This is a genomic window from Segniliparus sp. (genome assembly GCF_051660745.1).
Lineage (GTDB): Bacteria > Actinomycetota > Actinomycetes > Mycobacteriales > Mycobacteriaceae > Segniliparus.
In genome coordinates, this window is sequence record NZ_JBOFQF010000028.1 from 413979 (window position 1) to 439600 (window position 25622).

Consider the following 25622-nt stretch of genomic DNA (forward strand, 5'->3'; position numbering starts at 1 on the left):
CCCATGGCGCGTTTTATCGATCGCGTCGTGGTCCATGTGAGCGCCGGAGCAGGCGGCCACGGTTGCAGCTCGGTTCATCGCGAGAAGTTCAAACCGCTTGGTGGCCCGGACGGCGGGAACGGCGGCCACGGCGGCTCAGTTGTTTTTGAGGTCTCCTCGCAAGCGCACACCTTGCTGGACTTCCACTTCCACCCCCACATCAAAGCCTCGGACGGCAGGATGGGGATGGGGTCGAACCGCAATGGCGCGCGAGGCGAGGACCTCGTCCTGCCCGTGCCGTCCGGCACGGTCGTCTTCGACGACAAGGGCGAGTTCGTCGCCGACCTCACCGGCGAAGGCACCAGGTTCGTCGTCGCAGAAGGAGGGCGCGGCGGCCTCGGGAACGCGGCGCTGGTCTCCAAGGCCCGCAAGGCGCCCGGTTTCGCGCTCCTCGGCGAGGACGGCGAAACCAGGGACCTCACCCTGGAATTGCGCTCGGTGGCCGATGTCGGCCTCATCGGCTACCCCAATGCGGGGAAATCCTCGCTGATCAGCGCGCTCTCTGCCGCGAAGCCCAAGATCGCGGACTACCCGTTCACCACGATTGTGCCGAACCTCGGGGTGGTGTCCTCGGGGGACACCACGTTCACCGTCGCCGACGTGCCGGGCCTGATCCCAGGAGCAGCGGAGGGCAAGGGCCTCGGCCTCGACTTCCTGCGGCACGTGGACCGTTGCGCGGTGCTGGTGCACGTTTTGGACTGCGCCACGTTGGAGCCGGGACGCGACCCGGCCTCCGATTTCGACGCGGTGGAAAAAGAGCTCGCGGCCTACCAGCCCGCGTTGGACGCCGACCTCGGCCTGGGGGACCTGCTGCGCCGCCCCCGTATCGCGGTGCTGAACAAGATCGACGTGCCAGACGCCGCAGACCTCGCCGAGATGGTGGCCGAGGACCTCGCCGAGCAGCTGCGCGGCGGACCCGCGCCCGCGGACGAGCCGTGGGCGGAGCCGGAGTCGCCGAAGGTTTTCAAAGTCTCCGCCGTGAGCGGCGAAGGATTGCGCGCGTTGACCTTCGCGTTGGCCGCGCTGGTCGAGGAGCACCGCGCCAAGATGGCCGCAGTGGAGCCAAAACGGCAGATCGTCCGGCCGAAAGCCATCGACGAGTCGAAGTTCGCCGTCCAGGCGGACCCCGAGAACCAGGGCGGTTTCCTCGTCACGGGGGCCAGGCCGGAGCGCTGGGTCCGGCAGACCCAGTTCGACAACGAAGAGGCCGTCGGCTATCTCGCGGACCGGCTCGCGAAGCTCGGGGTCGAGGACAAGCTCGCGAAGCTCGGCGCGAAGCCGGGCGCCGACGTGCGCATCGGGCATGTCGTGTTCGGCTGGGAGCCGAGGCAGGCTTCTCTGCGGCACGGATCGCGCGGCACGGACACCCGTGTCTGGGAGGCGCAGCACAGCCTCGAGGCCGAAGAGGACTCGGACGAATGGGAAGACGTGGAGTGGGAGGACGGCGAGGTTTGGGAGGACGAGGAGCCAGCAGCCGCGTCTGAAGAGCCTTCGGACGGGGCAGAGTGAGCGAGACGGGCGCGGCGGCCGCTTCGACAGCGGTCCGCGAACAAGTCCGCACCGCTCGGACCGTGGTCGTCAAGATCGGCTCTTCCGCGTTCACCAGCGCAGGCGTCGGCGTCGATGTCGCGAAGCTCGACGCGCTTGTCGACGCGCTCGCCGGGCGGATCGAGGCGGGGAGCAAGATCCTCGTCGTGAGCTCCGGCGCGGTGGCGGCTGGGCTCGCGCCGCTCGGCCTGCGCCGCCGCCCGCAGGACCATCTCACCCAGCGGGCCGCCGCCAGCGTCGGGCAGACCGCCTTGGCCCTGGCCTGGGGAGCCTCCTTCGCCCGGTACGGGAAAGTCGTCGGGCAGGTCCTGCTCTCCGTGCACGACTTCTCGATCCGCGAGCACAACGCGAACGCGCAGCGCACGCTGAACCGGCTCCTCGCGCTTGGCGCCGTGCCGGTGATCAACGAGAACGACGTGGTCTCGACGGCGACCGTGCGGCTGGGGGACAACGACCGCGTCGCGGCGCTGGTCGCGCACCTCGTCGGGGCGGAGGCCCTCGTGCTGCTCTCCGACGTCGACGGGGTGTACGACCGCAACCCGCAAGAGCCCGGAGCCGCCCGGCTCGACTTGGTCGCGTCTGCGGCCGATTTGGACGGCGTGAGCGCGAAGGGCGGCAACGGGCTCGGCACGGGCGGTATGGAGAGCAAGCTCCGCGCGGCGCGGATGGCTGCGGACGCGGGTGTGCCGGTGCTCGTCACCTCGGCTCCGCGGGCGGCGGACGCGTTGCTCGGCGGCCAGAGCGGCACGGTGTTCGCCCCGCGCGCCCCGAGGCTGTCCGCGCGCAAATTCTGGATCCGCCACGCCGCCGAGCCCACCGGCTCGCTCGTCCTCGACGACGGCGCGGTGCGCGCGGTCACCGCAGACCGCAAGTCGCTCCTTGTCGCCGGGGTCAAAGGCGCCTCGGGAGAGTTCCGCTCCGGGGACGTCGTCGTGTTCGCAGACCAGCGCGGCGAGCACGTCGCCAGGGGGGTGGCGGCGTACGGGGCCGTCGAGCTCAGCGAGGCGCTCTCCGGGCGGGGCGAGCTCGCGAAACCCGTCGTGCACGCGGACGACGTCGTCGCGTACTGACGGCCCTCCCGGCGCTAGCTGACGCTCACGACGCCGAAGGCGATGCCCTTCGGGTCCGCGAGTATCGCGATCTTGCCGTTCGGCGTGTCGAAAGCCGGGGCGAGCACGCTCCCGCCGAGGCTCTGCGCCTTCTCGACCGCCGCGTCGGTGTCGGCGACGCCGAAATAGACCTGCCAGTGGTTCGGGACTCCTTCGGGCAGGAAGGCGCTCCCGTCGATGGCTCCGCCGAGCTCGTCGCCGCCTGCCGCGCCGAACACGGTGTAGTCGGGGCCCTCGTTCTCGTACGGGCGGGCGCTCCAGCCCAACAGGCCGGTGTAGAAGTCGACGCCCGCCGCCTTGTCCCGAGTGTTCAGCTCGAACCAGACCGGGGCGCCCGGCTTGCCGGTGCGGACGAAGCCTTTGTGCGTGCCCGGCTGCCACAGCCCGAAGGCGGCGCCTTCGGGGTCCGCGATGACCGCCATGACGCCGAGGTCGCCGACCGGGGTTGGCTCGCAGAAGGCGGTGGCACCCGCAGCTTTCGCCTGCTCCGTGGTCGCCGCCGCGTCGTCGGCCTGGAAGTACACCGTCCAGCAGGGCGGGACGCCTTGCTCGGGCGGAAGCTCCATGCCGCCTGCCACGAGGCCGCCTGGCCCGGAGAAGTTGCCGTACCCGCCGAAGTCGGGGTTGCGCTCGTAGGTCCAGCCGAAAAGCCCTGCGAAGAACCCCGCGCTGCTGTCGAAGTCAGGGGTGGCGAAATCCACCCACACGGGGACGCCGTTCTGTGTGATCGTGCTCATACAAGGAGCTTATAGCAGAACGACCGGGCCGACAATGTCGGCCCGGTCGTTCCCGCAGAAGCGTGAAAATTTACTTCTTGCTGATCAGTTTCCAGAGCCAGATGAGGATGGAAGCGCCGATCAGCGCGCTGATGAAGGTGAACCAGAAGCCACCGCTCGAGTGCCAGACGAACTTCAGGAGGAATCCGCCGATGAGGCCGCCGACGACACCGAAGAGAACGTTGAGCAGGATGCCCTGCTGCGCGTCGGTGCCGAGGAACTTGCTTGCGAGCCAACCGGCGAGGCCGCCGATGATGATGTAGCCGATCCATCCGAACGAGGTGTATTTCGTCGCCTCGGCGAGGACCTGAGTAGAAGCCATCAAAGTTGGAGTGATCATCGTCATTCCTGCCTTTTCTCACATTTTATGGTGTGTGCCCACGAACACAAGATCAAGTTTACTCTATGGCGAGCGTTTCAGGCGGGAAGCGACGCGAGAGCGGAACCTGTTTTTGTTTTATTTCAGTTGTGCTGAGGTGAGGCCGAGGGTGCGTCGGGCGACGATGAGCTGCTGGATCTGCTGAGTGCCCTCGTAAATATCGAAGATCTTCGTGTCGCGGCCGTATTTCTCCAGAAGCGCCCGCTGCGAGTAGCCGTAGAGGCCCGCGAGCTCGATCGCCTTGAGGGTGACGTCGGAGCCCATGCGGCCCGCCTTGGCCTTGGCCATGGAGGCCTCGCGCGAGTTCGGGATCTTGTTGTCGGCCATCCACGCCGCCTTGAGCGTGAGCAGGTACGCGGACTCGTACTCCGACTCGAGACGGAGGTACTCGGCGGCCGCGGCGTGCTGGACGTGCGGGGGCTTGTCGTAGCTGATCTCGACGCCTGCCTCGGTGAGGATCTCCAGGAGGTCCTCCAGCGCGCCTCGGGCCACGCCGATCGACATGGAGGCGACGACCGGCCGGGTGTTGTCGAAGGTCTGCATGACCCCGGCGAAGCCCTTCTCGACGTTCACCTCGGGGGAGCCGAGCAGGTTCTCCTTCGGGACGCGGGCGTTGTCGAAGATGAGGGCGCAGGTGTCGGAGGCCTTGATGCCGAGCTTGTGCTCGACGCGGATCAAGTTCACGCCGGGGGTGTCGCGGGGGACGACGAACGACTTGATCGCCGCGCGGCCGAGACTCTTGTCCACGGTCGCCCACACGACGATGTGGCTGGCGCGGGAGGCCGCGGTGGCGAAGATCTTCTCGCCGTTGATGACGTACTCGTCGCCGTCGAGGATCGCGGTGGTCTTGACGGCGGCGGAGTCCGAGCCGCAGCCCGGCTCGGTGATCGCCATCGCGGCCCACTTGTTGCCGAACCGCTTGTACTGCTCGTCGTTGGCCACCGCCGCGATCGCGGAGTTCCCGAGGCCCTGGCCGGGGATGGTCAGGGTGAGGCCGGGGCAGCCCCAGCAGCTCTCCGCCATCGCGAGCACGGAGTTGAGGTTCGCGCCGTTCTTGTTCCCCCGCGCGGCCTTGCTCTCCTCGGTCTCCTCTTTCGCCTGCGAGTTGACCGACTCGCCCATGTCGCTGGTCTCGCTCATCGCGTCGTACGCGGCGCCGATGACGTCCATCTCGACGGGGTAGTCGTGCTCGGCGAGGTCGTACTTGCGAGCGATGGGCCGCAAGTAGCTGCCCGCGAAGTCGTGGGCGAGGTTGAGGAACTGCTGGTACTTCTTGGGAAGTTCGAGGTTGATCGCCATAGTTATCGCCTTTTTCCGAGTCGTGTGGTCACTTGAGTTTCGCGGAGCTGAGCCCGAGGGTGCGCCGCGCGACGACGAGCTGCTGGATCTGCTGGGTGCCCTCGTAGATATCCGTGATCTTCGCGTCGCGCGCCCACTTCTCCAAGAGCGACTTCTGGGAGTAGCCGTGGACGCCCGCGAGCTCGACGGCCTTGAGGGTCACCGCTGTCGCGGTGCGCCCGGCCTTCGCCTTGGCGATCGAGGCCTCTTTGGAGTTCGACTGCTTGGAGTCGATCAGCCATGCGGCCTTGAGCGTGAGCAGGTACGCGGCTTCCCAGTCGGCTTCGAGAGCCAGGTAGTCCACGGCTGCGGACTGCTGGCTGTACGGGGCGTTGTCGTAGCTGATCTCGACGCCCGCGCCTTCCAGGATCGAGCGCAGCTCCTCGAGCGCCGCGCGGGCGATGCCGAGGGCTTGCGCTGCGACCAGGGGCCGGGTGTTGTCGAAGGTCTGCATGACCCCGCCGAAGCCCTTCTCGGTGTTCACCTCGGGGGAGCCGAGCAGGTTCTCCTTGGGCACCCGCACGTTCTCGAAGAGGATCGCGGCGGTGTCGGAGGCCTTGATGCCGAGCTTGTGCTCCAAACGCACCAGGCTGACGCCGGGCGTGCCCCAGGGGACGACGAACGACTTGATCGCCGCGCGGCCCGCCTTCGGGTCGACGCTCGCCCACACGACGATGTTCTTCGCCCGCGCGCCGCAGGTGACGAAGATCTTCTCGCCGTTGATGACGTACTCGTCGCCGTCGAGGATCGCGGTGGTCGTGACGGCGGCGGAGTCCGAGCCGAAGCCCGGCTCGGTGATCGCCATCGCGGCCCACTCGCCGCCGAAGCGCTCGAGCTGCTCCGGGCTGGCCACCGCCTCGATGGCGGCGTTCCCGAGGCCGTTGCCGGGGATGGTCAGCTCAAGGCCGAGGTCGCCCCAGCTGAGCTCCAAGACGTTGAGGACGGCTCCGACGTTGCTTCCGGCGGAGAGCAGGTCCTTGGTCTCGGGGTTCTTGGCGAGCTCGTCGAGCTCCGTCGGGTACTCGTGCTCGGCGATGTCGTACTTGCGCGAGATCGGGCGGAAAACCTCCGAAGCGACCTTGTGCGCCCTTTCGACGACGGCTTCGAGGTCCTTGGAAAGTTCGAGGTTGATAGGCATGGTGCGAAATCCTCTCTAAGCTGCGGTCGGGGGGATTAGACGAGGATGACGCCCTCGGCGACGCCGACGGCCCGCAGGTCGCGGTACCAGCGCTCGACCGGGTGCTCCTTGGTGAAGCCGTGGCCGCCGAGCAGCTGCACGCCGTCCAGGCCGATCTGCATGCCCTTCTCCGAGGCGAGACGGCGGGCGAGCGCGGCCTCGCGGGCGAAGGGCAGGCCCTGGGCGGCGCGGGAGGCGCCGCGGAGGGCGACCAGTCGGATGCCGTCGAGCTCGATGGCGATGTTCGCCACCATGAAGGCGACCGCCTGGCGGTGGCTGATCGGCTCGCCGAACGCCTCGCGCTGGTTCACGTAGGGGATGACGTAGTCGAGGACGGCCTGCCCGACTCCTGCCGCGACGGAAGCCCACGCGATGCGAGAGAGGCGGACCGACTCGGTGAAGTTGTTCTCGCGGACCTGCGGGTCCGGGTCGCCGAGCAGAGCGCTCTCGGGCAGGACGACGTTGTTGAGGTTGATGCGGCCGATGCCTGCGGCGCGAAGGCCCATGCTCGGGTCGCCTTCGACGGTGAGGCCCTTGTTGCCGGACTCCACGATGAAGAGGGCGGGGCGGCCTTCGAACTGCGCGCCGATGATGAAGAGCTCGGCGGAGCCCGCGGCGGGCACGAGCGCCTTCACGCCGTTGAGCTTGAACCCGCTCGGGGTCCGAACGGCCTTGGTCTTCAGGTCGAACGGGTTGAAGAGCGGCTGCGGCTCGGCGATGACGAACGCGGCCTGGGGGGCCTTGTCCTCCGCGAAGGAGGGGAGGTACGTCTTCTGCTGCCCGTCGGTGCCCCATTCGCCGAGGGCGATGGCGACCGCGCTGGGGGCGAGGATCGGCAGGGCGAGGCCGAGGTCGCCGTGGGCGAGGGCCTCGGCGACGAGGGCGTTGGTGATCGCGTTGCGCTCGGAGGCGGCGCCTTCGAACTCCTCGGGGACGTTGATCAACGTGACGCCGAGCTCGGCCGAGCGGTCCAGGATGGACTGCGGGGTGGCGACGGCGGCGTCCGCCTCGAGGGCGGCGGGGCGCAGCACCTCCTCGGCGAACTCCTTGACGGTGTCGACGATGAGCTTCTGGTCTTCCTCGGGGGTGAGGTCGAACAGGTCGCTCGTGGTGCGGGCGGGGCGGGCGCCCTTGTTGCCGCCGCCGACCTGCTTGAAGACCCGGTTGGCGACGCCGAGGGCCTTGAACCCGGTCTTGCTCGCGTTGTACGAGGTCCAGGTCAGCTGCTTGTTGAGGTCGTACTTGTTCACCAGATCGGAGCCGGTGATCGCGGACAGAGCGCGCAGCCCGAGGCCGATGGGGGTCGTCTTCTTGCTGGAGAGCGACTTGGGAGAAGCGTCTGCAGAAGCGGGTTTTGTGGACATGTCCGTCGAGTTCCTATCGCCGAAGTTTCCTTGGTCGAGAGCTATGTTACCGACCGGTAGGTAAGGCTTCGCGCGGGGTGCCCCCGGGGTCCTCTTGCGGCTACGCGCCGGTGCCTCCCATGGCTTCGAGCGCCGCTGCGTGCAGTCTACCGTTGCTCGCGAGCGCACTGCCGCCGTGGGGCCCGCTCTGGCCGTCTAACGAGCTAAAACACCCTCCTGCCTCGCGGACGACGATGTCGAGGGCGGCGAGGTCCCACAGCGAGACCTCGGGCTCGGCGGCGAGGTCGACCGCCCCCTCTGCGAGGAGGCAATAGTGATAGAAGTCACCATAACCGCGTAATCGCCAGACTTTTGATTCGAGCGCGCGGATCCGTTCGCCGAAGGGCCCCTCCCGCCAGTCCGAGACCGAGAGGCTCGCGTCCGCCAAGTCCTCGACCTTGGACACGCCGATGCGCCGCGCGGGGGCTCCGGGGGCCTCGACGAACGCGCCCGCGCCCTGCGCCGCCCACCACCGGCGGTGCAGCGCGGGGGCGCTGACCGCCCCCACCACGGGCACCCCGTCCACGAGGAGCGCGACGAGCGTGGCCCAGATCGGCACGCCCCGCACGTAGTTCTTCGTCCCGTCGATCGGGTCGACGACCCATTGGCGCCCCGAGAAGGCCGCTTCGCCGCCGAACTCCTCGCCGAGCACGGCGTCGCCGGGGCGCTCTTCGGCCAGGATCTCGCGGATCCGCGTCTCGACGGCCAGGTCGGCCTCGGTCACCGGAGTGAGGTCGGGCTTCGCGGTGACCGAGAGGTCGGAGGCCAAGAAGCGGCTCGTCGTGATGGCGTCGGCGGCCTCCGCGAGGCGCAGCGCGACATCGAGGTCGTCTCGGTACGTGGTCGGGGTGCTCATGGCCGTCGAGCGTAGCCTTGGCCGTATGACGACGTTCATGGCGATCACCGCGCTCGTCCTCTTGGGGTTGTTGCTTTGGCGGCGGTTCGGGGGGAAGGGGCAGCGCGCTCCCGGGGCCGAGGCCCAGCCCGCGCTGCTCACGCTGACCGGCGTGAGCCCGGTGTCCCGCCCGTCCGGGGACGCGGAGGCGTTCTGCGCGGTCAGCGGTATTTTGCGCGGTCCAGAGCTGCCGCCGACCGAGGTGTACCAACGTTGGGTGCTCGGGCCGGGGGCGGCCTGGCCGTCTGTGGGCCAGGAGATCGACGCGCTCTATCTGCCGGGCAAGGCCAGCACCCACTGGTGGGCCGTGGAGAGCTAGCTCCAGAGCGCTACGCGTCCTCGGAGACCTCGCGCAAGAGGCCCGAGGCGACGTCGAAGACGAAGCCGCGTAGCGACGTGGTCTTGGTGACGAACGGGCTGCGCCGCACGCGCCGCAGCGACTGGCGCACGTCCTCGTCGACATCGCCGAACGCCTCGGCGGACCACGCGGGCTTGATCCCGATCTCGTCTTGGACGTCCCGCTTGAACGCGTCGTCGGTGAACGTCAGCATCCCGCAATCGGTGTGGTGCACGAGGACGATCTCGGTGGTGCCGAGGAGGCGCTGGCTGATCGCGAGCGAGCGGACGACGTCGTCGGTGACCACGCCGCCCGCGTTGCGGATCACATGCGACTCGCCCTCGCGCAGGCCGAGCGCCCGGTACACGTCCAGCCGCGCGTCCATGCACGCGACGACGGCGGTGCGCTTGCTCGGCGGCAGGGGGAGAGGGCCGGAGAATGCCGCAGCGTACGTCTCGTTGTTGCGCAGCAATTCGTCGGTGAAGGCCATAGCCGCAGGCTACGCGCCGGGGGCTGTCCGCGCGGGCGCATAGCGGCTCGCGCATGGGAACGCCGAGGCCACACGCGGGAGGGACTTCGGCGCGTGTTGAGCGCGGTAAGCTTGCTCATCATGCATCCTGACGTAACAGCAGATCTGGCTGGGCTCGCGACGACGCTCTCCACCGTGGAGTCCGCGCTCGACCTCGACAAGCTCAAGGCGGAGATCGCCGACCTCGAAACCCAAGCGGCGGACCCCTCGCTCTGGGAGGACCAAGACCGGGGGCAAGAGGTCACCAGCGGGCTCGCCCGAAGGCAGGCGACGCTGCGCGCGGTCACCGCTCTGCGCTCCCGGCTCGACGACCTGCACGTGCTCTACGAGCTCGCCGAGGACGACAGCGGCGCGGAGGGGCAGGAGGCGCTCGCCGAGGCGGACGCGGAGCGCAAAGCCCTGCGCGGGGACATCGAGGCCCTCGAAGTCCGCACCCTGCTCAACGGCGAGTACGACGAACGCGAGGCCTTGGTCACCATCCGCTCCGGCGCGGGCGGGATCGACGCGGCCGACTGGGCGCAGATGCTCATGCGCATGTACATCCGCTGGGCGGAGCGCCACAAGCACTCGGTCGAGGTCTACGACATCTCCTACGCCGAGGAGGCGGGCATCAAGAGCGCGACTTTCGCTGTGAAGAGCGCCTACGCCTACGGCACGCTCTCGGTCGAGCAGGGCACCCACCGCCTCGTGCGGATCAGCCCCTTCGACAACCAGGGCAGGCGGCAGACCTCCTTCGCCGATGTCGAGGTGCTGCCGGTGGTCGGCACCACCGACCACATCGAGATCCCGGAGTCCGAGATCCGCGTGGACGTCTACCGCTCGTCCGGCCCCGGCGGGCAGTCCGTGAACACCACGGACTCCGCGGTGCGGCTGACCCACCTGCCCACTGGCGTCGTCGTCACCTGCCAGAACGAGAAGTCGCAGCTGCAGAACAAGCTCTCCGCGATGCGGGTCCTGCAGGCCAAACTCCTCGAACGCCGCCGCCAGGAGGAGCAGGAGCAGCTCAACGCGCTCAAAGGCGACGGCGGCAGCTCGTGGGGCACCCAGATGCGCTCCTACGTGCTCGCCCCGTACCAGATGGTGAAGGACCTGCGCACCGAGTACGAGGTCGGCAATCCGACCACGGTGCTGGACGGCGACATCGACGGCTTCCTCGAATCGGGTATCCGCTGGCGGCGGGCCGGGGCTTCGGCCTCGTAACGGCCCCAGCCGCCGCGTTTGGCGGGATTCGCCAGGACTTACGGTTACACTTGCACCCTGTGATCAGTCTGAAGAACGTCTCGAAGACGTACCCGAAGTCCACTCGGGAAGCGTTGTCCAAGGTGAACATCGAGGTCGACGAAGGCGAGTTCGTGTTCCTGATCGGCCCGTCCGGCTCGGGGAAGTCCACGCTCCTGCGCATGCTGATCCACGAGGACATCCCAGACTCCGGCGACATCCACCTCGCGCAGTTCCACGTGAACAAGCTGCCGTCGCGGCGCGTGCCCCGGCTGCGCCAGACCGTCGGCTGCGTCTTCCAGGACTTCCGCCTCCTGCAGCAGAAGACCGTCGCGCAGAACGTCGCGTTCGCGCTGGAAGTGATCGGCAAGCCGCAGGCCATGATCGACAAGACCGTGCCGGAAGTGCTCGAGCTCGTCGGCCTCGCCAGCAAGGCCGACCGGCTGCCCCACGAGCTCTCCGGCGGGGAGCAGCAGCGGGTCGCGATCGCGCGCGCCTTCGCGAACAAGCCGCTCGTCCTGATCGCGGACGAGCCGACCGGCAACCTCGACCCGGAGACCTCCGGGGAGATCATGAGCCTCCTGGAGCGCATCAACAGGCACGGCGGAACAACATTGCTCATGGCCACGCACGACCATCACATCGTCGACTCCATGCGCAAGCGGGTGATCGAGCTGTCGCTGGGGAAGATCCTGCGCGACGAGGCCAAGGGCGTCTACGGAGTCGGAAGGTAATAAAAAAATATGCGTTTGAAGTTCCTCATTGGCGAGGTGCTCACCGGCTTCCGGAAAAACATCACGATCGCCATTGCGATGATCTTGACCTCGGCCATCGCCCTCACCATGCTCGGCACCGGCATCTTGGTGGTCAACCTCACCGACCGCAGCAAGCAGCAGTTCCTCTCGGAGCTGGAGATCCGGGTGAACCTCTCCAAGAGCTTCACCAACGCGGACCCCAAGTGCGAGCAGGCAGACTGCAAGGCCCTTGAGGAGAAGATCAAGGGCACCCCCGGCGTCGCGTCGATCCGCTACCTCTCCCAGGACGAGGTCTACGACGACGCGATCCACCGTGTCTTCGCCGACCAGCCGGACCTGCAAGAGCTTGCCGCGCAGCACGGCAAGGAGGCCTTGCTCGCCTACTTCAAGGTGACCGCCAGCGACCAGAAGACGTTCGGCCAGCTCGTGGAGAAATTCCGCGACGACCCGGAGCTGAAGGGGAAGGTGCAGAACGTCGTCGACCAGCGCGAGCTGGTCAAGCGCGTGTTCCGCGTCTTCGACGGCGCGCGCGACGTGGCCTTCGCCATGGCGGTGATCACCGCTGTCATCGCGGTCTTCCTCATCGCGAACATGGTGCAGATCGCCGCGTTCACCCGGCGCAACGAGATCGCCATCATGCGGCTGGTCGGGGCGACCCGCTGGTACACGCAGCTGCCCTTCCTGGTCGAGGCCGTGATCGCCTCGCTCTTCGGCTCGACCCTCGCGGTCGTCGGCCTCTTCGTCTCCCGCAAGGTCTTCTTCCAGAACTCGTTGCAGGACTTCCAGCTCGCAGGCCTCATCGCCCCGGTGACCACCGGCGACGTGTGGCAGCTGGCCCCGTTCATCACGCTCATCGGCGCGGTGCTCGCGGCTTCCACGGCGTATGTGACGCTGCGCTGGTACGTGCGGAGCTGAGCCCAGTGCCAGCGCCGGACACAGGAGGGGAGCACGACGTCCGAGGGCGGACCCTCCTGGCGCTGGACGGCTTGGCTGCGGTGCTGCGGCTCCACCAAGCGATGTGGGAGCCGGGCGCCGAGCACCCCTCTGTGCTCAACGAGCCGATCCGCAGCGTGGTGGGGCAGACCTGGAAGGACGGGCTCACCCCCGAGCTCGACGAGCAGCTCACCCGCGCGCACGAGTACCCGCAGGCCGCGCTGCGCGAGCTCATGTGCCTCGTGGACTGGCTGCTCGGCGCGTGCGAGTCCGCGACCGACGCGGTGCGCTGGGGCGGCGACGAGGAGGAGATCGGCGCAATGCTGCGCCGTTCGCTCGGCGACGGGGACAAAGCCGCCGCCGCGGCCATCGCCCGCCGCAGGCAACGCGTCCTCGTCGCGACCCAAGCCGTGCGCAGCAAGCTCGGCACGCTCGGCCCCGACGTGTCGGACGAGTCCGAGGAGGCCGCCGAGCTGTCCGAGGCCGATGTCGAGATGTGCCATTTCGTCGCGGGCGCCTGGTCGAAGATCGTCGTCGCGGGCGACGCGTACCTGCAATTGCACGGGGCGCTCGACGCCGCGGTTCGCGACGCCCGGGCCGGGGTCTGGCCCGCGCGCGAGATCGCGCCGAGCCTGGAGCGCCTGCGCGACATGATCACCGGCCGGATCAAAGTCGTCTTGGAGGAGTGCCGCTTCAACGCCCGCGTGCTGCGCGGCATGGGCGACCCCGAGGGGTCCGCAGAGGAGCGCCAGCGGAGCTACCAGGACCTTTGGGACCGCAACAAGAATCGCAAGGACTACGTCCTCATTTAAAGCATTTGCGCTGGCTGGTAACCTCTTCCCACTATGAAAAGCGTGAAGAAGAACGACCCGAACGAGGCGTTGATCGCGCGCAACCGCAAAGCCAGGCACGACTATTCGATCCTGGACGTGTACGAGGCCGGGGTGGTGCTGCAGGGCACGGAGGTCAAGAGCCTGCGCGAGGGACACGCCAACCTGGTCGACGCCTACGCCACCGTGGACGGCGACGAAGTGTGGTTGCGCGGGGTCCACATCCCCGAGTACCGCAACGGCAGCTGGACGAACCACACCCCGACCAGGACACGCAAACTGCTGCTGCACCGGCGCGAGATCGAAGACCTCGTGGGGAAGACCAGGGAGGGGAACACCACCCTGGTGCCGCTGTCGATGTATTTCAAAGGCGGCAGGGTGAAAGTCGAGATCGCCCTCGCCCGAGGCAAGCAGCTCCACGACAAACGCCAAGACCTCGCCAAACGGGACGCGGACCGCGAAGTCGTCCGGGCGATGGGGAGAGCCCGAAAAGGAATGTCCTGACCCGCCGCCTGCGTAGGCAATTGACCACTGTGGAAGCGGCGTTGTAAAAAACCGTATGTCCCTTCGCATCAACCCTGCAGACTTCTCCGACCCCTTGCTGCGGGCGTTCCTCCAAGCCCATGTAGACGACCTCGCGCCGACCGCTCCGGCTGAGAGCCGCCATGCCCTCGACCTGGCCGGTCTGCGCGCCCCGGGGGTGCGGCTGTGGACCGCCCACGACCGGGACGATCTGGCAGGGACCGTCGCCCTCGCCCCCGTGGCAGACGGGCACGAGGAGGTCAAAAGCATGAGAACCGCTCCGGAGCGCAGAGGGCGAGGGGTCGCGGCGGCGCTACTCCAACACGCTCTCGCGGACGCGAGAGCGCGCGGCATATCGCGAGTGTCCCTGGAGACGGGAAGCATGGAGTTCTTTGCTCCAGCCAGAAGCTTCTACCGCAAACACGGTTTCCACGACTGCGAGCCGTTCGGGCCGTACAAGCCAGACCCCAACAGCGCCTTCATGACCCTCTCGCTCGAAGGCCCCAGCCCCGTCGGTTCGAACGCGTAGGCCGCACTCAGGCCAGCCGCTCCGCCAGATGCGCGCGGCTGTGCAGGCTTCAGGGAGGCTTGGGCCGTTGGCTCCGCCGCAGACGGTCCATGCGCCGTCGGGGAATGGGGTTTGGCCCCTCGGCCTCGCCAAAACGGGACGCGGACCGCGAAGTCGTCCGGGCGACGGGGAGAGCCCGAAAAGGGATGTCCTGACCCGCTGCCGGTGATATACTGGTCGTGTCAGCCGTTCTCCACGGCTGGCGACGTTAGGGGCTGACAGGTTTCGACTTCGAACGTCGATGAAGGAGAAGCGTGCCGGTGCAGGCAATTGACCACCGTATAAGCGTCGTTGTAAAAAATATAAGCGCCGACTCTACTCAGCGCGACTACGCCCTCGCTGCCTAAGCGATAGCGTGTCTGTCAGCCCGGGAACGCCCTCGGCCCGGTTCCTGGCATCAGCAAGAGGGATCCAACCGCTAGCCCGGTCACGGGGTTGGCGGTGACATCAAACAGTGACTGGGACCGTCTTCCTAGCTCGTCCGTGTGACTAGGAGGCCCGAGCAAGGACACAGCGGACTGCGCACGGAGAAGGCCTTTTGAAGCGACGAAGGACCCGAGTTCGATTCTCGGCAGCTCCACTCGGGGGCAGTACCACATCCCTTCGACCATGATCGCTCCCGCATACCCGGCCTGGATGCCGAGTTCGTTGCGTTTGTAGTCGCCGACGAGTTTGTAGCCAAGGGCTTTGAGGGGGCCTTGGAGCTTCTCGATCTTGGCGCTCGGCAGATAAGCTCGGTCGCCGACGAAATAGTTGATCGGCAGGCCCCGGTCCACGATCTCGCCGACGCAGGTCATCGCGTTCTCAGCGACACGGCCAGAGGGTTTCTCAAGGCTCATGGAGAGCACGAGCTTGGGGAACTCGCCGGTGGTGTCGGGATCGTCGGCCATGACTGCGATGGTCGCCTCATACGCCCAGCAGAATTCGCCGTGCTTGCGTTTGAAGCGTTTGTCGTCCTTGTGGTCTTCGGCGCTGCGCACGTGCCATCCCGCATCGAACTCGGGACTCAACATGGCATTGGGATTGCGTTCTGCGAGGCGAGGAGATCCCGCGCTACCCCAGACAGGCATCGCGGTGCCGTCGACGCAGATGGTTCCCTTCCATCGGGAACGTGTTGTGGGGTCGAGGATGCTGTAGGTCATGTGGAGGATCTGGTTGGCGACCCAGCTGGCACGGCGCTGCTTCGTGGCGAGCCGGTCGGCGATCTCCGCGCGTCGTCGGCGGATCTCTTGCACCCGCGAAAAGGTGAGCCGTTTGCCCGAGTTGAACGGGGCGGAGTCGATCACTTTCAGCAAGCGTCCCATCGCTCGGCGCAGGTTCGTGTAGACGTTGCTGTAGTTCGCGTCTGCGGGATTCGGCGGCAGGGCGAGGATCTCACGGCTTTTCGGGTTCAAGCGCTCGTGCGCGGTGGCCGCGAGCTCTTTGATCAGCAGTGGCTCGTCTGTGATGGCATGGAGCATGAGCAGTATGAGGACGTGCCGGTCGTTGAATATCGCAGGGCGTCCGCCGCGAGTCCCGTGACCGGGGTCATCCTCATGTCGCCACGCATTGAGCTGCTCCGGAATACCCGACTCATCGGCCAGCTCGGCCGCGAGCCGCACCGTGTCCGTGCTGTGATTGCCCTTGAACGATCCCGCATTCTTGCCGGATCTCGCTGGGAACAGGGCGGCGCAGCGGCGTTCGAGCTCCTCGTCCTCAGCGGTCGCGTCGGACATGAGAGGTCCCCGGTCCGCGAAGCAGCGGACGCGAGAAGGCGTGCTCGACCAGAGGCAGGTGCTCCATGCATCGCTGCAGAGACGTGAGCCCGTCCACCCCAGCGGCTTCGACCAGCGCTTTGACCGGAACTCCTGCAGCGAGATGCTTGACGATCCAAGTCGTGCGCATCCGAGAGGTCGAAGGCTCGTTCTCGGCGCCGCGCATGAAATGCGCAACGACGTTCGCATTGGGCCGTGCAGCATCGGGCCGGAACACGAACGACTCCGGGTCCGAGCCGGACAGCGCCACAGCTGCGAGTGAGCCCTCCCACTCCATCAACACTGGCACGGTTCTCGACCGTCGCCCGATCACCTTGACGAGCACTCCGGCGACATCGGCGGACACATGGCCCCGCCGCAAGTCGATGATCTCCCCGCCAGAAAGCCCCGCCCCCAAGCCAAGGGCGAGCAGGATCTTCGCGTCGGCGCGGCGCGCGGAGGTTCGTTGGCCCGCTGCCCACGACCGCAGCGAAGCCTGCTCGGCGTGGGTATAGGGCAAGGCCTTGAAGTCTGGGCGAATGCCGGGCAGATGCTGGTTCTGGTGCTCTGGGGCCAGCACCTCGCCCATCCGCAGCAAACGGGAGCGGTAAGTGCCTCGCGTCGTCTTGGCCAAACCATCGCAGCCTTTCGCGATGAAGAGGCCGACAGTCGAGCGACGAAATACTACGTCGAGCTCCAATGGCAGCCCGTTCCTCCACGCCCAGAGCGCGAGCTGCGCAGCAGATCCCGACAAACTCCTGGCCGAGTGCGGGATATGGCCATCGCATGCCTGGACAGCCGCGAGGACGAACCCTTCGATCGCGGCCCACTCATCCACAGGAAGGCGGGGGACATACTTTCGTGTTGAGATGGCCGAGACGGTCCGGTCGTCCGTAGGCCCGGTTCTCATCTTTTCGCTCCTCGTCGCGAGAGCGAGGTCCTCTTGAACTGGCTGATGACCAGCGTCGATGGCCGTGTGCTCTTGCGGCGCGGCAGGACTGGATGTAGAATGGACATAGCAAAGGCTCCTTCGATGTCACGAGGGTTTTGCGCTAGGGCGGGTCACCAGTTGGCGCTGGTGACCCGCCATTTTTCTGTTTTAAGGTGTTCAATTTCTAGGCGCTGGGCCCGGCGGTTACGCGATCACGGTTCCTCCTGGGAGTGTTGACCAGGGGTTGTGGCTTGCTGTATCGGAGTAGGGGAGTCTGCCCTCAGGACGAAGTGGTAGCGGTCGACCTTGCGGATCGCGCCTTCGGCGACTAACCGGTCGAACGCCGCGTTGACCGGCACCAGGGGCTTGCTTCCAATACGCGCTGAGCGCTTTCGCCGGGAATGCCTTGAAGAACGCGTCGAAGAAAGCCTTTTTCGTGGTCGGTCGCCCATGGAAAGCGGTCATCACGTCGGTCACCATCAACGAGCTCCGCAACCTGCGGACGGTGCTGCCGTTGGCGGGCAGATACCGGTCGAGCAGCACCTCGCGGTCGCGAGATTCGTTTTCGCGGTCGAGTGTCTCGGCTGAGGAATCCGGCGCGGAGCCGACCTCGCTCTGCGAGCGAGGAGTGAGGATGCCGTGGATGGCGTGTAAAAAAGCCTCCAATTGGCCGACGGTGCGCAGAGAGGCTTCCAATTGGCGTAATGCCTCAATAATTTGCCTGTCCTGAAGAACCGCCATGCATAGTAATAATACACAATAAGCCTTGTCCCGCAATACCGGGGAATCCAAGCGATCTCTCCCCGGGAGGAGCGCCAAAAGCATGCAACACAATGGTGCAACACATGTTGACACAACATGCGTTGAATGTCGAAAGGATCGACCAGGGGTGTCGATGCGCGCGCAGTTTACCTGCGTCTATTCGGTTACGGATTTCATGTTGATTTTCATTATGACTGGTTTTTCGGGTGGTTTGAATTTTCATTCTGATTCGACCTAGACGGCTGTCGTAATTTCATTTGAATAATTTTCACCAAGGGTTCGAGATCATAGGCATCGCGTGAAAATCAGCGGGCCTGTATCGGAGCGCTAGAAGAGGAGAGGCTGTGTGGTGTCCGAGCCACATCGCTTGGGCCGTGTTGCAATGTGTGGCCAGTCCTGGATTGAGTGAAACGCAAGCCGTGTAGGGGCACTGCAACGCTTCCGGAACATCTGCAGTGCCGCTGCGGCATCGTGGGGAGGACGAAGGGCATGACTCAGCGTGCCGAGACGAGGTGCTGGGTGCTGGGTGCTGGGTGCTGTTATATGTGCTCGTGTCGAAGCCGCGATGCGAAACCTGCCTTAATTCCTCGATACCGACTGACGGATCACGGCACGCTGACGGTAGAGGCAGAAGTTAACCGAATCAGATCAAATGATCCGAGGCTCGAGCTAGTCCAACGGGTCGAGTGGATGAACTGCTAGCCGATGTGCGTAGGTATCAAGCTAGGGCCGCAGGATCTCTGGAGCGAGGATCTAATGATTATGTTTTAGACGACCTAATGACGAGCGGAAAGCTGCTCGTGGCTGCGAAAGGTCTGCCAAAAAGATTCGTCGGACACTGTTGAAACGCGGGCTGAGGAAGCTTTTAAAAATGAAACGACGAGGTTGTCGGAGGTACACGGCAGCAAAACTGCTGAAGGCACGAACGTGCTCGGTATTTGGATGAACCGCGTATTCATGAGCAAGAAGCCCCTGATGAGGGCTTGGAGCCTCTTGACCGGGGGGATTTCGATGCCGCCCTACGAACTCAGCTCAACTCAAAGGAAGTGAAAGTTCTGATTCGCTCTCTCGGGAAGCTGAGTCGCTGCCGATGATTTTCCACCCATGAACCTGGGGCCAGAAATTCTACAGTTCCGTGCGTCGGATTCTTTCTACTTCAGCTCCACGGGCTAAGGACACCGGGCTGCGGGCACGGCGAGGATGCTCTGAGCCGCCCAAGGCTTTCCAGACTGGTTCACTGGTATGTGCGCTGACATATGCACATGCAACACGTGCATGCAACACATGTAGGTGCTAGGGTGCCGAGCAGGAGAATCATCGGTTCGATCGCAGGTGGGAAAGTTATGGCGGACGAAGACTTGAGGGTCGACCCGGACGGGGCACGCGCGATGACGGGCTGGCTTGAGTCCTTCGGGTCGTACTTGAAGGGCTTCACCGACAGCCTCATCCAAGGCTTCGCCCCTGCGCCCGGTTCGGCGGAGCCGTCGGGCGCGATGCTCGCCGAGGTGCTGGAGAGCCACCACGAGGCGATGCGTGAGGAGGCCAAAGGCCTGCACGGGGAGATTCAGACGACGACGGCGAAGGTCCTCGACGGGGTGAACGTCATCCTCGAGAAGGACTGGGACGGCGGACGGGGCATCGCCCGCACGGTCGAGGGGTGAGGCACCGTGGAGCGTCCGGCTGAGTGGTACGAGGGTCGTCCCGCTGCGAACGTGCGCTTCCACGAGGGCCTGGACGGGCTGCAGGCGAGGCTCGTGTCGTTGGCGGATGTGCCTGCTCAGGTCTCGTTCGGGTTCACCACCGCGACTTCGGACGAGTTCCGTGTGACCGTGGGCGGCTCCGGTGTCCCGCACGAGATCGCCACCAGCGCGCCCGGCGTGGGGCCGTTGTTGAAGTGGGCGGTCATGAAGGCCGTGCACGAGATGCACTCCAGACGCTCCGCGATCACCTCGCTGCTCACCGGCGTCCAGCAGTTCGGACTCGGGGCCTTCAACCCCGGCGGCGGGGCCGTGGGCGTGCGGGAGGCCCCCGAAAACCGGGAGGACGCCGCAGAGTTCGATCGGCTCATCCAAGCAGCCCACGAAGGCTCGCAGGCCGCGCGGGCGGAGCTCGAGGAGCACATGGCCACCGGAACAGCCGCCTTCGCCGCGCACGCCCCGCAGGGAACGGTCGCCGCGACAGTGGACTCGACGCTGCTCGTGACCCGGCTGCAGGCGCGATTCCTCCCCACAGGCGCGGACCAACGGCTGGGATGGCTTCTACGCGCGGCGGGCATCGCACACCTGGGCTGGGAGCGCCGCAGCGGCGCCAGTTGGGCCCAGGACGTGCCGCAGTTCTCCGACCAGCTGCCCGGCCAACCCTCGTTCTTCGACCTCCTCGGCGCGGGGGAGGCCGGATGGCCCCCCGAAGACCCCGTCGAGCGGGCCGACCGCGAGGAGTTCCTCGCCGACGCCGTGATCCGGACCCCGGACCAGAAGGCGGCGTAGGTGGCGTTCCCGAAACCGACCGGCGAGCTCGCCGACGATCTGATCGGCGATTTCTGGCCCCAAGGGAACGAGGACTCACTGCGCGAGGACGGGCAGGCGTTGATCGCGGACGGGCAGCGCCGCCAAGAGGACGCGAAAGAGATGCTCAGCGGCGCGGGCGGGTTCCAAGAGGTGTTCGGCGGCAAACGCCTCGACGCGGCGCAGCGCAAGACCGAGGAACACGCCCGCCAGCTCTCCGCCATCGGCGACGCGCGGGAGCGCCGCGGAAAAGCCCGCACCGCCATCGCGGACCTTCACGCCGACGCGAAAGACCGCATCGACCGGATCGTCCGGACCGCCGAAGTCCAACTCGTCGCCGCCCAAGCCGCTCTGCGCGGCCAGCCCGCCGCGGTTGCCGCGGCCCGGGAGAACATCAAGAACGCGGGACGGGCGGCGGTCCAAGGAGTCAACGCCCAGCTGGCCGCCGACATCGCCAAATACAAAGAGACCCCCGCGCAAGAGTCCGGGGGCTGCTGCGGTGCCGGGTTCGCCGTGCGCGAGATGGCCGGCTGGCAGGAGTGCGAGGCCGCCTACCAGCTCGCGATCAAGCACTGCCGGAACCTGCCCGACAAGAAGCGTCGAGCCCTCTGCTACGCGGAGGCGGCGGACGACCTCGCGAAATGCCGGGCCGAGTCCGACCGGCCGCCCCAACCCAGGCCCAGGCGCAAACCAGCGCCGCCGAAACCGCCGCCGCCCAGGCGCGACCCCGAGCCGGACCCCCAGCCGCAGAAGCCCCCGCCTCCGCCGAGCCAGCCCGAGCCCCAACAGCCGGCGCCGGTCCCGCCGCGCCCGCAGCAGCCCGTGCCTGAGCCCCAGAAGCAACCCCCTCCCGCGCCGCCGTCGCCCTCGCCGACTCCGGTCCCAGCGCCGCCTTCTCCCTCCCCGGAGCCAGCTCCCGCGCCGACGACCCCGCAGACCACCCCCGCGCCGGAGCCGCAACCGCCAGGGGCGCCGCAGCCCTCCCCGGAGCCGAAACCTGCCCCGTCGACCCCGCAGACCCAACCGCCCGGGCCGCCCGGCGGGCCGACACCGACCCCGGGCCCGTGGTTCCCGCCCCTGCCGCACATCCCGGAGCCGCGCTTCCCCAACCCGTTCCCGCGGCCCGATCCGCGCCACCCGCACCCGGGCCCGTTCCCCGGGCCGTTCCCGATCCCGCCGATCCCCATCCCGATCCCGGTGGAAGACCCCCAGCCCAATCCGCCGCCCGAACCGGGCCAAGATGTCTGACAGGAAGAAAGGCCGAGCATGGACGATGTGAACCTCGACTTCGACCCGCCGATGGCGGAACGGGTCTTCGAGAACGAGGCCGGCGGCGACGTCGTCCTCAAACTCGGACCCCCGCAGAGGTTCGACCCCGAAGACCCCGACAGCGACTGGTACCTCCCGTACCGGATCGAGGGCCTGCCCGGAGAACCAGTGCGTCGTTCCTTCTTCGCCGGGATAGACAGCATCCAAGTCCTCGTCCTGGGCCTGGCGACCCTCGGCGACGTCCTCCGCGCAGAACCCGACGTGCGACTCACCTTCCTCGACGACGAAGACCTCGGCCTGCCCAGCACCTACGACTAACCAAGGAACCGCAGGGTGATCGATCGCGACCGAGATCGATCACCCTGCGCGGGCAGGATTCGTCTGGGACCTGAGCCCGGTCCCGCAGCTTGACCAGGACAACGAACCGCGGCACTGGCGCCGCGAGAAGAGAGGTCGGAGGCCCATGAGGATCACGTCGTTGCGTCTGAGCAACTTCCAGTCTTTCGGCCCAACGGCGACGGAGATCGCTCTCGATGGTCTTAACTACGTTCTCGGGCCCAACGGCTCGGGCAAGACCGCCGTCCTAGAGGCGCTTTCGAGAATGTTCAGCCCATTGCCAGCCCAGCGTGCGATCCGCCTCGCGGATTTCCACACCCCGGCTGAACAGCCTGCAGGCCAACCACAGCGTGGAGCCCCCACCTTATGGCTGGAGGCCGTCATCGAGCTTCCAGAAGCGGGCGCAGACGGGCAGCATGCGTCTGTGCCTCCGAGCTTCTCCCACATGACAATCGACACGGCGGACGGGGTTCCGCAGATCCGTGTGCGTCTGACGGCTTCACTGGACCCGGACGGGGGAATCGACGAGAAGATCGAGTACGTGCTGGATTCGGACGCGGCAGGCGAGCCCACCCGCTGCGCCGAGATGAAGCGCCACGACCGCAAGGCTATCGAAGTTTATTACCTGCCCGCGCGGCGTGACCCGGCTGATCACCTCGCGTACACGACGGCCTCGCTCATCGGCCGTATTTTGCGAGCCACCGATTGGACGGCGGAACGTGGCATATTGGAGGGTCTCACCGACCAGATCACGGGCTCGCTGTCCGCCAACAGTGTTGTGGCCGGCATCAACGACCGTCTGACCGAACAGTGGCAGGGCCTCCACCGCGGCGAGCACTTCAAGGCCCCGTCGATCGCTTTCGGGCGAGGCGAATTGGAGGGTCTGCTGCGCCAGCTCACCGTCACCTTCTCTCCGTCGCCCGACGGGACCGCCCTATCGTTCGAGCGGCTGAGCGACGGCCAGAAATCCCTGCTCTACATCTCGTTGGTGCTTGTCTGGCAGTCATTGGCCAGGCAAGCGCTCGACGACGAGGACATGTCGCTCGACAGGGACAACCTCCGGCCTCCGGTGCACACCGTCATCGCGTTGGAAGAGCCCGAGAACAGCCTCTCGCCGCAGTACCTCGGCCGAATCATCCGCCAGCTGCGCGAAGCGTGTGCGGGCGGCGACGTGCAGGCGCTCGTCGCCACGCACGCGCCGACGCTCCTGCGTCGGGTCGACCCCGGGTCGATCCGCTTCCTGAGACTGAACGAGGCGCGGGAGACGACTGTGCGCGGCATCGTCCTTCCTGATGGCGGCGGTTCTGCCGCCAAATACGTGCGGGAGGCGGTCCAGGCTTATCCCGAGCTGTACTTCTCGCGGTTCGTCGTGCTTGGCGAGGGCGCGAGCGAGCAGGTGGTCCTGCCACGCGTCCTAGCCGCGGCCGGGATCGCCGAGGACGACGCGTCGGTGTCGGTGGTCCCGCTCGGCGGCCGTCACGTCAATCATTTCTGGCGGCTCCTCGACGAGCTGCAGATCCCGCACGCGACACTGCTCGACCTCGACTCTGGCCGGCACCAGGGCGGCTGGGGGCGCGTGCGCTACGCCGGGAGCCAATACAGCAAGATCCACCCGGAGCTCCTATCGACAGAAGCGGTCGACAAGCTTCCCAAGTGGAATGATGACCGAGACTTCCCGACGCTCGACACCCCAGGCTTCCCGAACAACTCGATCAAATGGCTGGAGGGGAAAGGAGTTTTCTTCTCCCACCCGGTCGACCTCGATCTGATGATGCTCGCGGCGTACCCCAACGCTTACGACGCGGAGAAGGCCGAGCCGGACGAGGACACCATCTCCGCTGTGCTCGGCAGAGGCCGCGCGAATGAAGATCGTATCCCTGATGACGTGCGAAACCTCTTCAACACCTATCGCCGTTTGTTCGACCGAGGCAGCAAACCCTCGGCACACCTAGAGGCATTGTCCGAGATGAGCGACGACCAATTGCAGGAGGGCCTTCCTGACGTGCTCGACCGACTCGTCGAGCACGTTCGCTCGAAACTCAACGGGCTTCCGGAATGATCGACCCCAGCCAATGGAACCCAGCGCGGGGGTTCGATCCGGAGCCGAACGCGAAGACGGCCGTCACCATGCTGGACGAGAACGTGGTCGTCGCGGCCGGACCAGGCTCGGGCAAAACGGAGCTGCTCGCCCAACGCGCGGACTTCCTGCTCCGCACAGGCAAATGCCCCTACCCACGACGGATCCTGGCGCTCTGCTTCAAAGTCGACGCCGCCCGAAACCTGCGGGAGCGGGTCCGCAGCCGTTGCGGGGATCGGCTCGCAGCCAGATTCGACAGCTTCACTTTCGACGCCTTCGCGAAACGCCTGATCGACAACTTCCGGCCCGCGCTCACGGGGTACAACGCCATCGATCCGGACTACCGAATCGACCCCGACCACCGTGTCGGGCACAAGCAGATCAGATTCAAGGACCTCGTGCCTCTGGCGCTGGAAATCATTGAGACCAACAACTACGCTCGCCTCGGCGCCCGCCAAACATACAGCCATGTCTTCCTCGACGAGTTCCAAGACTGCACCCAAGACCAGTACAAACTGGTCCAGACCTTATTCGGCCAGACGACGGCCGTCATGACCGCCGTCGGCGACACCAAACAGCGAATCATGGCCTGGGCTGGCGCACTGGAAGGCGTGATGCAAACCTTCGCCGACGATTTCTCCGCCCGCTCCCTCCCCATCTACAAGAACCACCGCTCCGATCCCCGTCTGCGAAGGATGCAGAACCGGATGATCGCGCGAATGGACCCATCGGCCGCCAGCCCCACCGAAGACCTCACAGGGGACAAGGGCATCATAGATGTCCTTGGCTTCCCCACCGAGCACGACGAGGCCAGTGTCATCGGGGGCATGGTCGAAGAATGGCTGGGGGAAGGCGTGGCGCCGGGCGAGATAGCCATCCTCGTGCGCCAGCAGCCGCACCTAATCGCCGCAGAGCTCGGCCAAGAACTCACATGCCGCGGCATCGCATTCCGAAACGAGCAGCAGAGCCAGGACCTCGCCGCAGAACCAGCAGCCGCGCTCGTGCTCAACTTCCTCCGGGTGATCGCCGACAATAGGCAACCCGACGCCTATGCCGAACTCACAAGGGCCGTCAATCGCTCAGATACCTCCGAAGACAGGGCGGCGCGCTTCGACAGCCAGCTCGCGCGGCTGCTCCGCAACGCCCGGACGACCGCACAGGGCGCTGGATTCAATAGGAGCGACCCCGCCGCGTGGAGGCCCCTCGTCGATGAGTTCCTGAGACTGGTGTCGCGGCCGATGCTGGTCGCGTTGTCATCGTGGTACCGGCAGGGCGCCGAGCTTGACCACAAGATCGAACAGGCATTTGGCTTTTTCAGCCGAGAGTTGGCGGTTGACGGGGACGCAGCGCAAGCGCTCAAGCGCCTATCCGGAACGGACGCGATCCGCTTTTTGACCATCCACAAGTGCAAGGGCTTGGAGTTCGAGAAGGTGGTTGTCCTCGGAGTGGAGGAGCAGCTCTTCTGGGACAAAAAAGACCCCACGGAGGTCATGTCGGAGTTTTTCGTCGCGATATCGCGAGCGAAGCACCATCTCGTGCTGACCCACACCAGACATCGCGATCGACCGCAGGGGCACACAAAGCCTTGGCAAGAAACGCGTGAGGCGCACCGAAAACTTTTGCGATTCGCTCAGGAGTAGAAAAAACAGATCCT

General features: G+C 66.4%; 25 protein-coding genes and 1 other RNA gene. 17 read left to right on the plus strand and 9 right to left on the minus strand.

What is annotated here, in order from left to right:
* Positions 1 to 3: 3 nt before the first annotated feature.
* Both obgE and proB read left to right on the plus strand, forming a co-directional pair.
* Positions 4 to 1548: a GTPase ObgE gene (gene obgE, locus ACRC20_RS09490; protein ID WP_438686107.1), complete on the plus strand. Its 1545-nt coding sequence runs from the start codon at positions 4 to 6 to the stop codon at positions 1546 to 1548.
* Positions 1545 to 2657 carry a glutamate 5-kinase gene (gene proB / locus ACRC20_RS09495; protein ID WP_438686108.1) on the plus strand — a complete coding sequence of 371 codons (1113 nt, stop codon included), beginning with the start codon at positions 1545 to 1547 and terminating at the stop codon, positions 2655 to 2657. Before obgE ends, proB begins: the two co-directional genes overlap by 4 nt.
* Positions 2658 to 2671: 14 nt before the next feature.
* Here proB and ACRC20_RS09500 read toward each other — a convergent pair whose 3' ends face one another.
* The 6 genes from ACRC20_RS09500 to hisN all read right to left on the minus strand — a co-directional run bounded on the left by ACRC20_RS09500 (position 2672) and on the right by hisN (position 8625).
* The gene (locus ACRC20_RS09500) at positions 2672 to 3433 is read right to left on the minus strand and encodes a VOC family protein (RefSeq protein ID WP_438686109.1); all 762 of its coding nucleotides are present in this window, start codon (positions 3431 to 3433) and stop codon (positions 2672 to 2674) included.
* Positions 3434 to 3503: 70 nt separating this feature from the next.
* Positions 3504 to 3794, minus strand: coding sequence for a GlsB/YeaQ/YmgE family stress response membrane protein (locus ACRC20_RS09505; protein WP_438686110.1), 291 nt, complete (start codon positions 3792 to 3794; stop codon positions 3504 to 3506).
* 135 nt (positions 3795 to 3929) lie between these two features.
* Positions 3930 to 5150, minus strand: a complete 1221-nt coding sequence (locus ACRC20_RS09510; RefSeq protein ID WP_438686111.1) for an acyl-CoA dehydrogenase family protein — start codon at positions 5148 to 5150, stop codon at positions 3930 to 3932.
* 28 nt (positions 5151 to 5178) lie between these two features.
* Positions 5179 to 6327 carry an acyl-CoA dehydrogenase family protein gene (locus ACRC20_RS09515; protein ID WP_438686112.1) on the minus strand — a complete coding sequence of 383 codons (1149 nt, stop codon included), beginning with the start codon at positions 6325 to 6327 and terminating at the stop codon, positions 5179 to 5181.
* Between the two features lie 35 nt (positions 6328 to 6362).
* Positions 6363 to 7730 (minus strand): acyl-CoA dehydrogenase family protein, encoded by a 1368-nt coding sequence (locus ACRC20_RS09520; RefSeq protein ID WP_438686113.1) that lies wholly within the window; start codon positions 7728 to 7730, stop codon positions 6363 to 6365.
* Between the two features lie 100 nt (positions 7731 to 7830).
* Positions 7831 to 8625, minus strand: coding sequence for a histidinol-phosphatase (hisN, locus tag ACRC20_RS09525; RefSeq protein ID WP_438686114.1), 795 nt, complete (start codon positions 8623 to 8625; stop codon positions 7831 to 7833).
* Positions 8626 to 8650: 25 nt separating this feature from the next.
* Between hisN and ACRC20_RS09530 the strand changes: the two genes are divergently transcribed.
* Positions 8651 to 8983, plus strand: coding sequence for a hypothetical protein (locus ACRC20_RS09530; RefSeq protein ID WP_438686115.1), 333 nt, complete (start codon positions 8651 to 8653; stop codon positions 8981 to 8983).
* A 10-nt stretch (positions 8984 to 8993) separates the two neighbouring features.
* Here ACRC20_RS09530 and ACRC20_RS09535 read toward each other — a convergent pair whose 3' ends face one another.
* On the minus strand, positions 8994 to 9491 hold the full coding sequence (locus ACRC20_RS09535) for a beta-class carbonic anhydrase (RefSeq protein ID WP_438686116.1): 498 nt from the start codon (positions 9489 to 9491) through the stop codon (positions 8994 to 8996).
* A gap of 120 nt (positions 9492 to 9611) precedes the next feature.
* On the opposite strand from ACRC20_RS09535, the gene prfB reads away from it, so the two are divergent.
* The 8 genes from prfB to ACRC20_RS09575 all read left to right on the plus strand — a co-directional run bounded on the left by prfB (position 9612) and on the right by ACRC20_RS09575 (position 16158).
* Positions 9612 to 10730, plus strand: a complete 1119-nt coding sequence (gene prfB / locus ACRC20_RS09540; RefSeq protein WP_438686117.1) for a peptide chain release factor 2 — start codon at positions 9612 to 9614, stop codon at positions 10728 to 10730.
* Positions 10731 to 10789: 59 nt separating this feature from the next.
* Positions 10790 to 11482, plus strand: coding sequence for a cell division ATP-binding protein FtsE (gene ftsE / locus ACRC20_RS09545; RefSeq protein ID WP_438686118.1), 693 nt, complete (start codon positions 10790 to 10792; stop codon positions 11480 to 11482).
* A gap of 9 nt (positions 11483 to 11491) precedes the next feature.
* Positions 11492 to 12418: a permease-like cell division protein FtsX gene (ftsX, locus tag ACRC20_RS09550; protein ID WP_438686119.1), complete on the plus strand. Its 927-nt coding sequence runs from the start codon at positions 11492 to 11494 to the stop codon at positions 12416 to 12418.
* A 5-nt stretch (positions 12419 to 12423) separates the two neighbouring features.
* On the plus strand, positions 12424 to 13248 hold the full coding sequence (locus ACRC20_RS09555; protein WP_438686120.1) for a hypothetical protein: 825 nt from the start codon (positions 12424 to 12426) through the stop codon (positions 13246 to 13248).
* Positions 13249 to 13281: 33 nt separating this feature from the next.
* Positions 13282 to 13770, plus strand: a complete 489-nt coding sequence (smpB, locus tag ACRC20_RS09560) for an SsrA-binding protein SmpB (RefSeq protein WP_438686121.1) — start codon at positions 13282 to 13284, stop codon at positions 13768 to 13770.
* Between the two features lie 55 nt (positions 13771 to 13825).
* Positions 13826 to 14317 carry a GNAT family N-acetyltransferase gene (locus ACRC20_RS09565; RefSeq protein ID WP_438686122.1) on the plus strand — a complete coding sequence of 164 codons (492 nt, stop codon included), beginning with the start codon at positions 13826 to 13828 and terminating at the stop codon, positions 14315 to 14317.
* Positions 14318 to 14567: 250 nt separating this feature from the next.
* Positions 14568 to 14939: a transfer-messenger RNA gene (gene ssrA / locus ACRC20_RS09570) on the plus strand.
* A gap of 115 nt (positions 14940 to 15054) precedes the next feature.
* Positions 15055 to 16158, plus strand: a complete 1104-nt coding sequence (locus tag ACRC20_RS09575) for a hypothetical protein (protein ID WP_438686123.1) — start codon at positions 15055 to 15057, stop codon at positions 16156 to 16158.
* Here the strand turns inward: ACRC20_RS09575 and ACRC20_RS09580 are convergent.
* Entirely contained in the window at positions 16052 to 16999 is a 948-nt protein-coding gene (locus ACRC20_RS09580; protein WP_438686124.1) for a hypothetical protein, read from the minus strand. The two genes, ACRC20_RS09575 and ACRC20_RS09580, sit on opposite strands and share 107 nt — an antisense overlap.
* Before the next feature lie 225 nt (positions 17000 to 17224).
* Positions 17225 to 17761 carry a hypothetical protein gene (locus ACRC20_RS09585; protein ID WP_438686125.1) on the minus strand — a complete coding sequence of 179 codons (537 nt, stop codon included), beginning with the start codon at positions 17759 to 17761 and terminating at the stop codon, positions 17225 to 17227.
* A 1364-nt stretch (positions 17762 to 19125) separates the two neighbouring features.
* On the opposite strand from ACRC20_RS09585, the gene ACRC20_RS09590 reads away from it, so the two are divergent.
* The 6 genes from ACRC20_RS09590 (at position 19126) to ACRC20_RS09615 (ending at position 25608) form a co-directional block, all read left to right on the plus strand.
* Positions 19126 to 19443, plus strand: coding sequence for a hypothetical protein (locus ACRC20_RS09590; RefSeq protein ID WP_438686126.1), 318 nt, complete (start codon positions 19126 to 19128; stop codon positions 19441 to 19443).
* Positions 19444 to 19449: 6 nt separating this feature from the next.
* Positions 19450 to 20268, plus strand: coding sequence for a hypothetical protein (locus ACRC20_RS09595; RefSeq protein ID WP_438686127.1), 819 nt, complete (start codon positions 19450 to 19452; stop codon positions 20266 to 20268).
* Positions 20269 to 21534, plus strand: coding sequence for a hypothetical protein (locus tag ACRC20_RS09600; protein ID WP_438686128.1), 1266 nt, complete (start codon positions 20269 to 20271; stop codon positions 21532 to 21534).
* Positions 21535 to 21552: 18 nt separating this feature from the next.
* Positions 21553 to 21873: a DUF6968 family protein gene (locus tag ACRC20_RS09605; RefSeq protein ID WP_438686129.1), complete on the plus strand. Its 321-nt coding sequence runs from the start codon at positions 21553 to 21555 to the stop codon at positions 21871 to 21873.
* 145 nt (positions 21874 to 22018) lie between these two features.
* A complete protein-coding gene (locus ACRC20_RS09610) occupies positions 22019 to 23950 on the plus strand; it encodes an ATP-dependent nuclease (RefSeq protein WP_438686130.1) in 1932 nt (643 codons plus the stop codon).
* Complete coding sequence (locus tag ACRC20_RS09615; protein ID WP_438686131.1) at positions 23947 to 25608, plus strand: UvrD-helicase domain-containing protein; 1662 nt, start codon at positions 23947 to 23949, stop codon at positions 25606 to 25608. The genes ACRC20_RS09610 and ACRC20_RS09615 overlap by 4 nt, the downstream gene beginning before the upstream one ends.
* Positions 25609 to 25622: the final 14 nt, after the last annotated feature.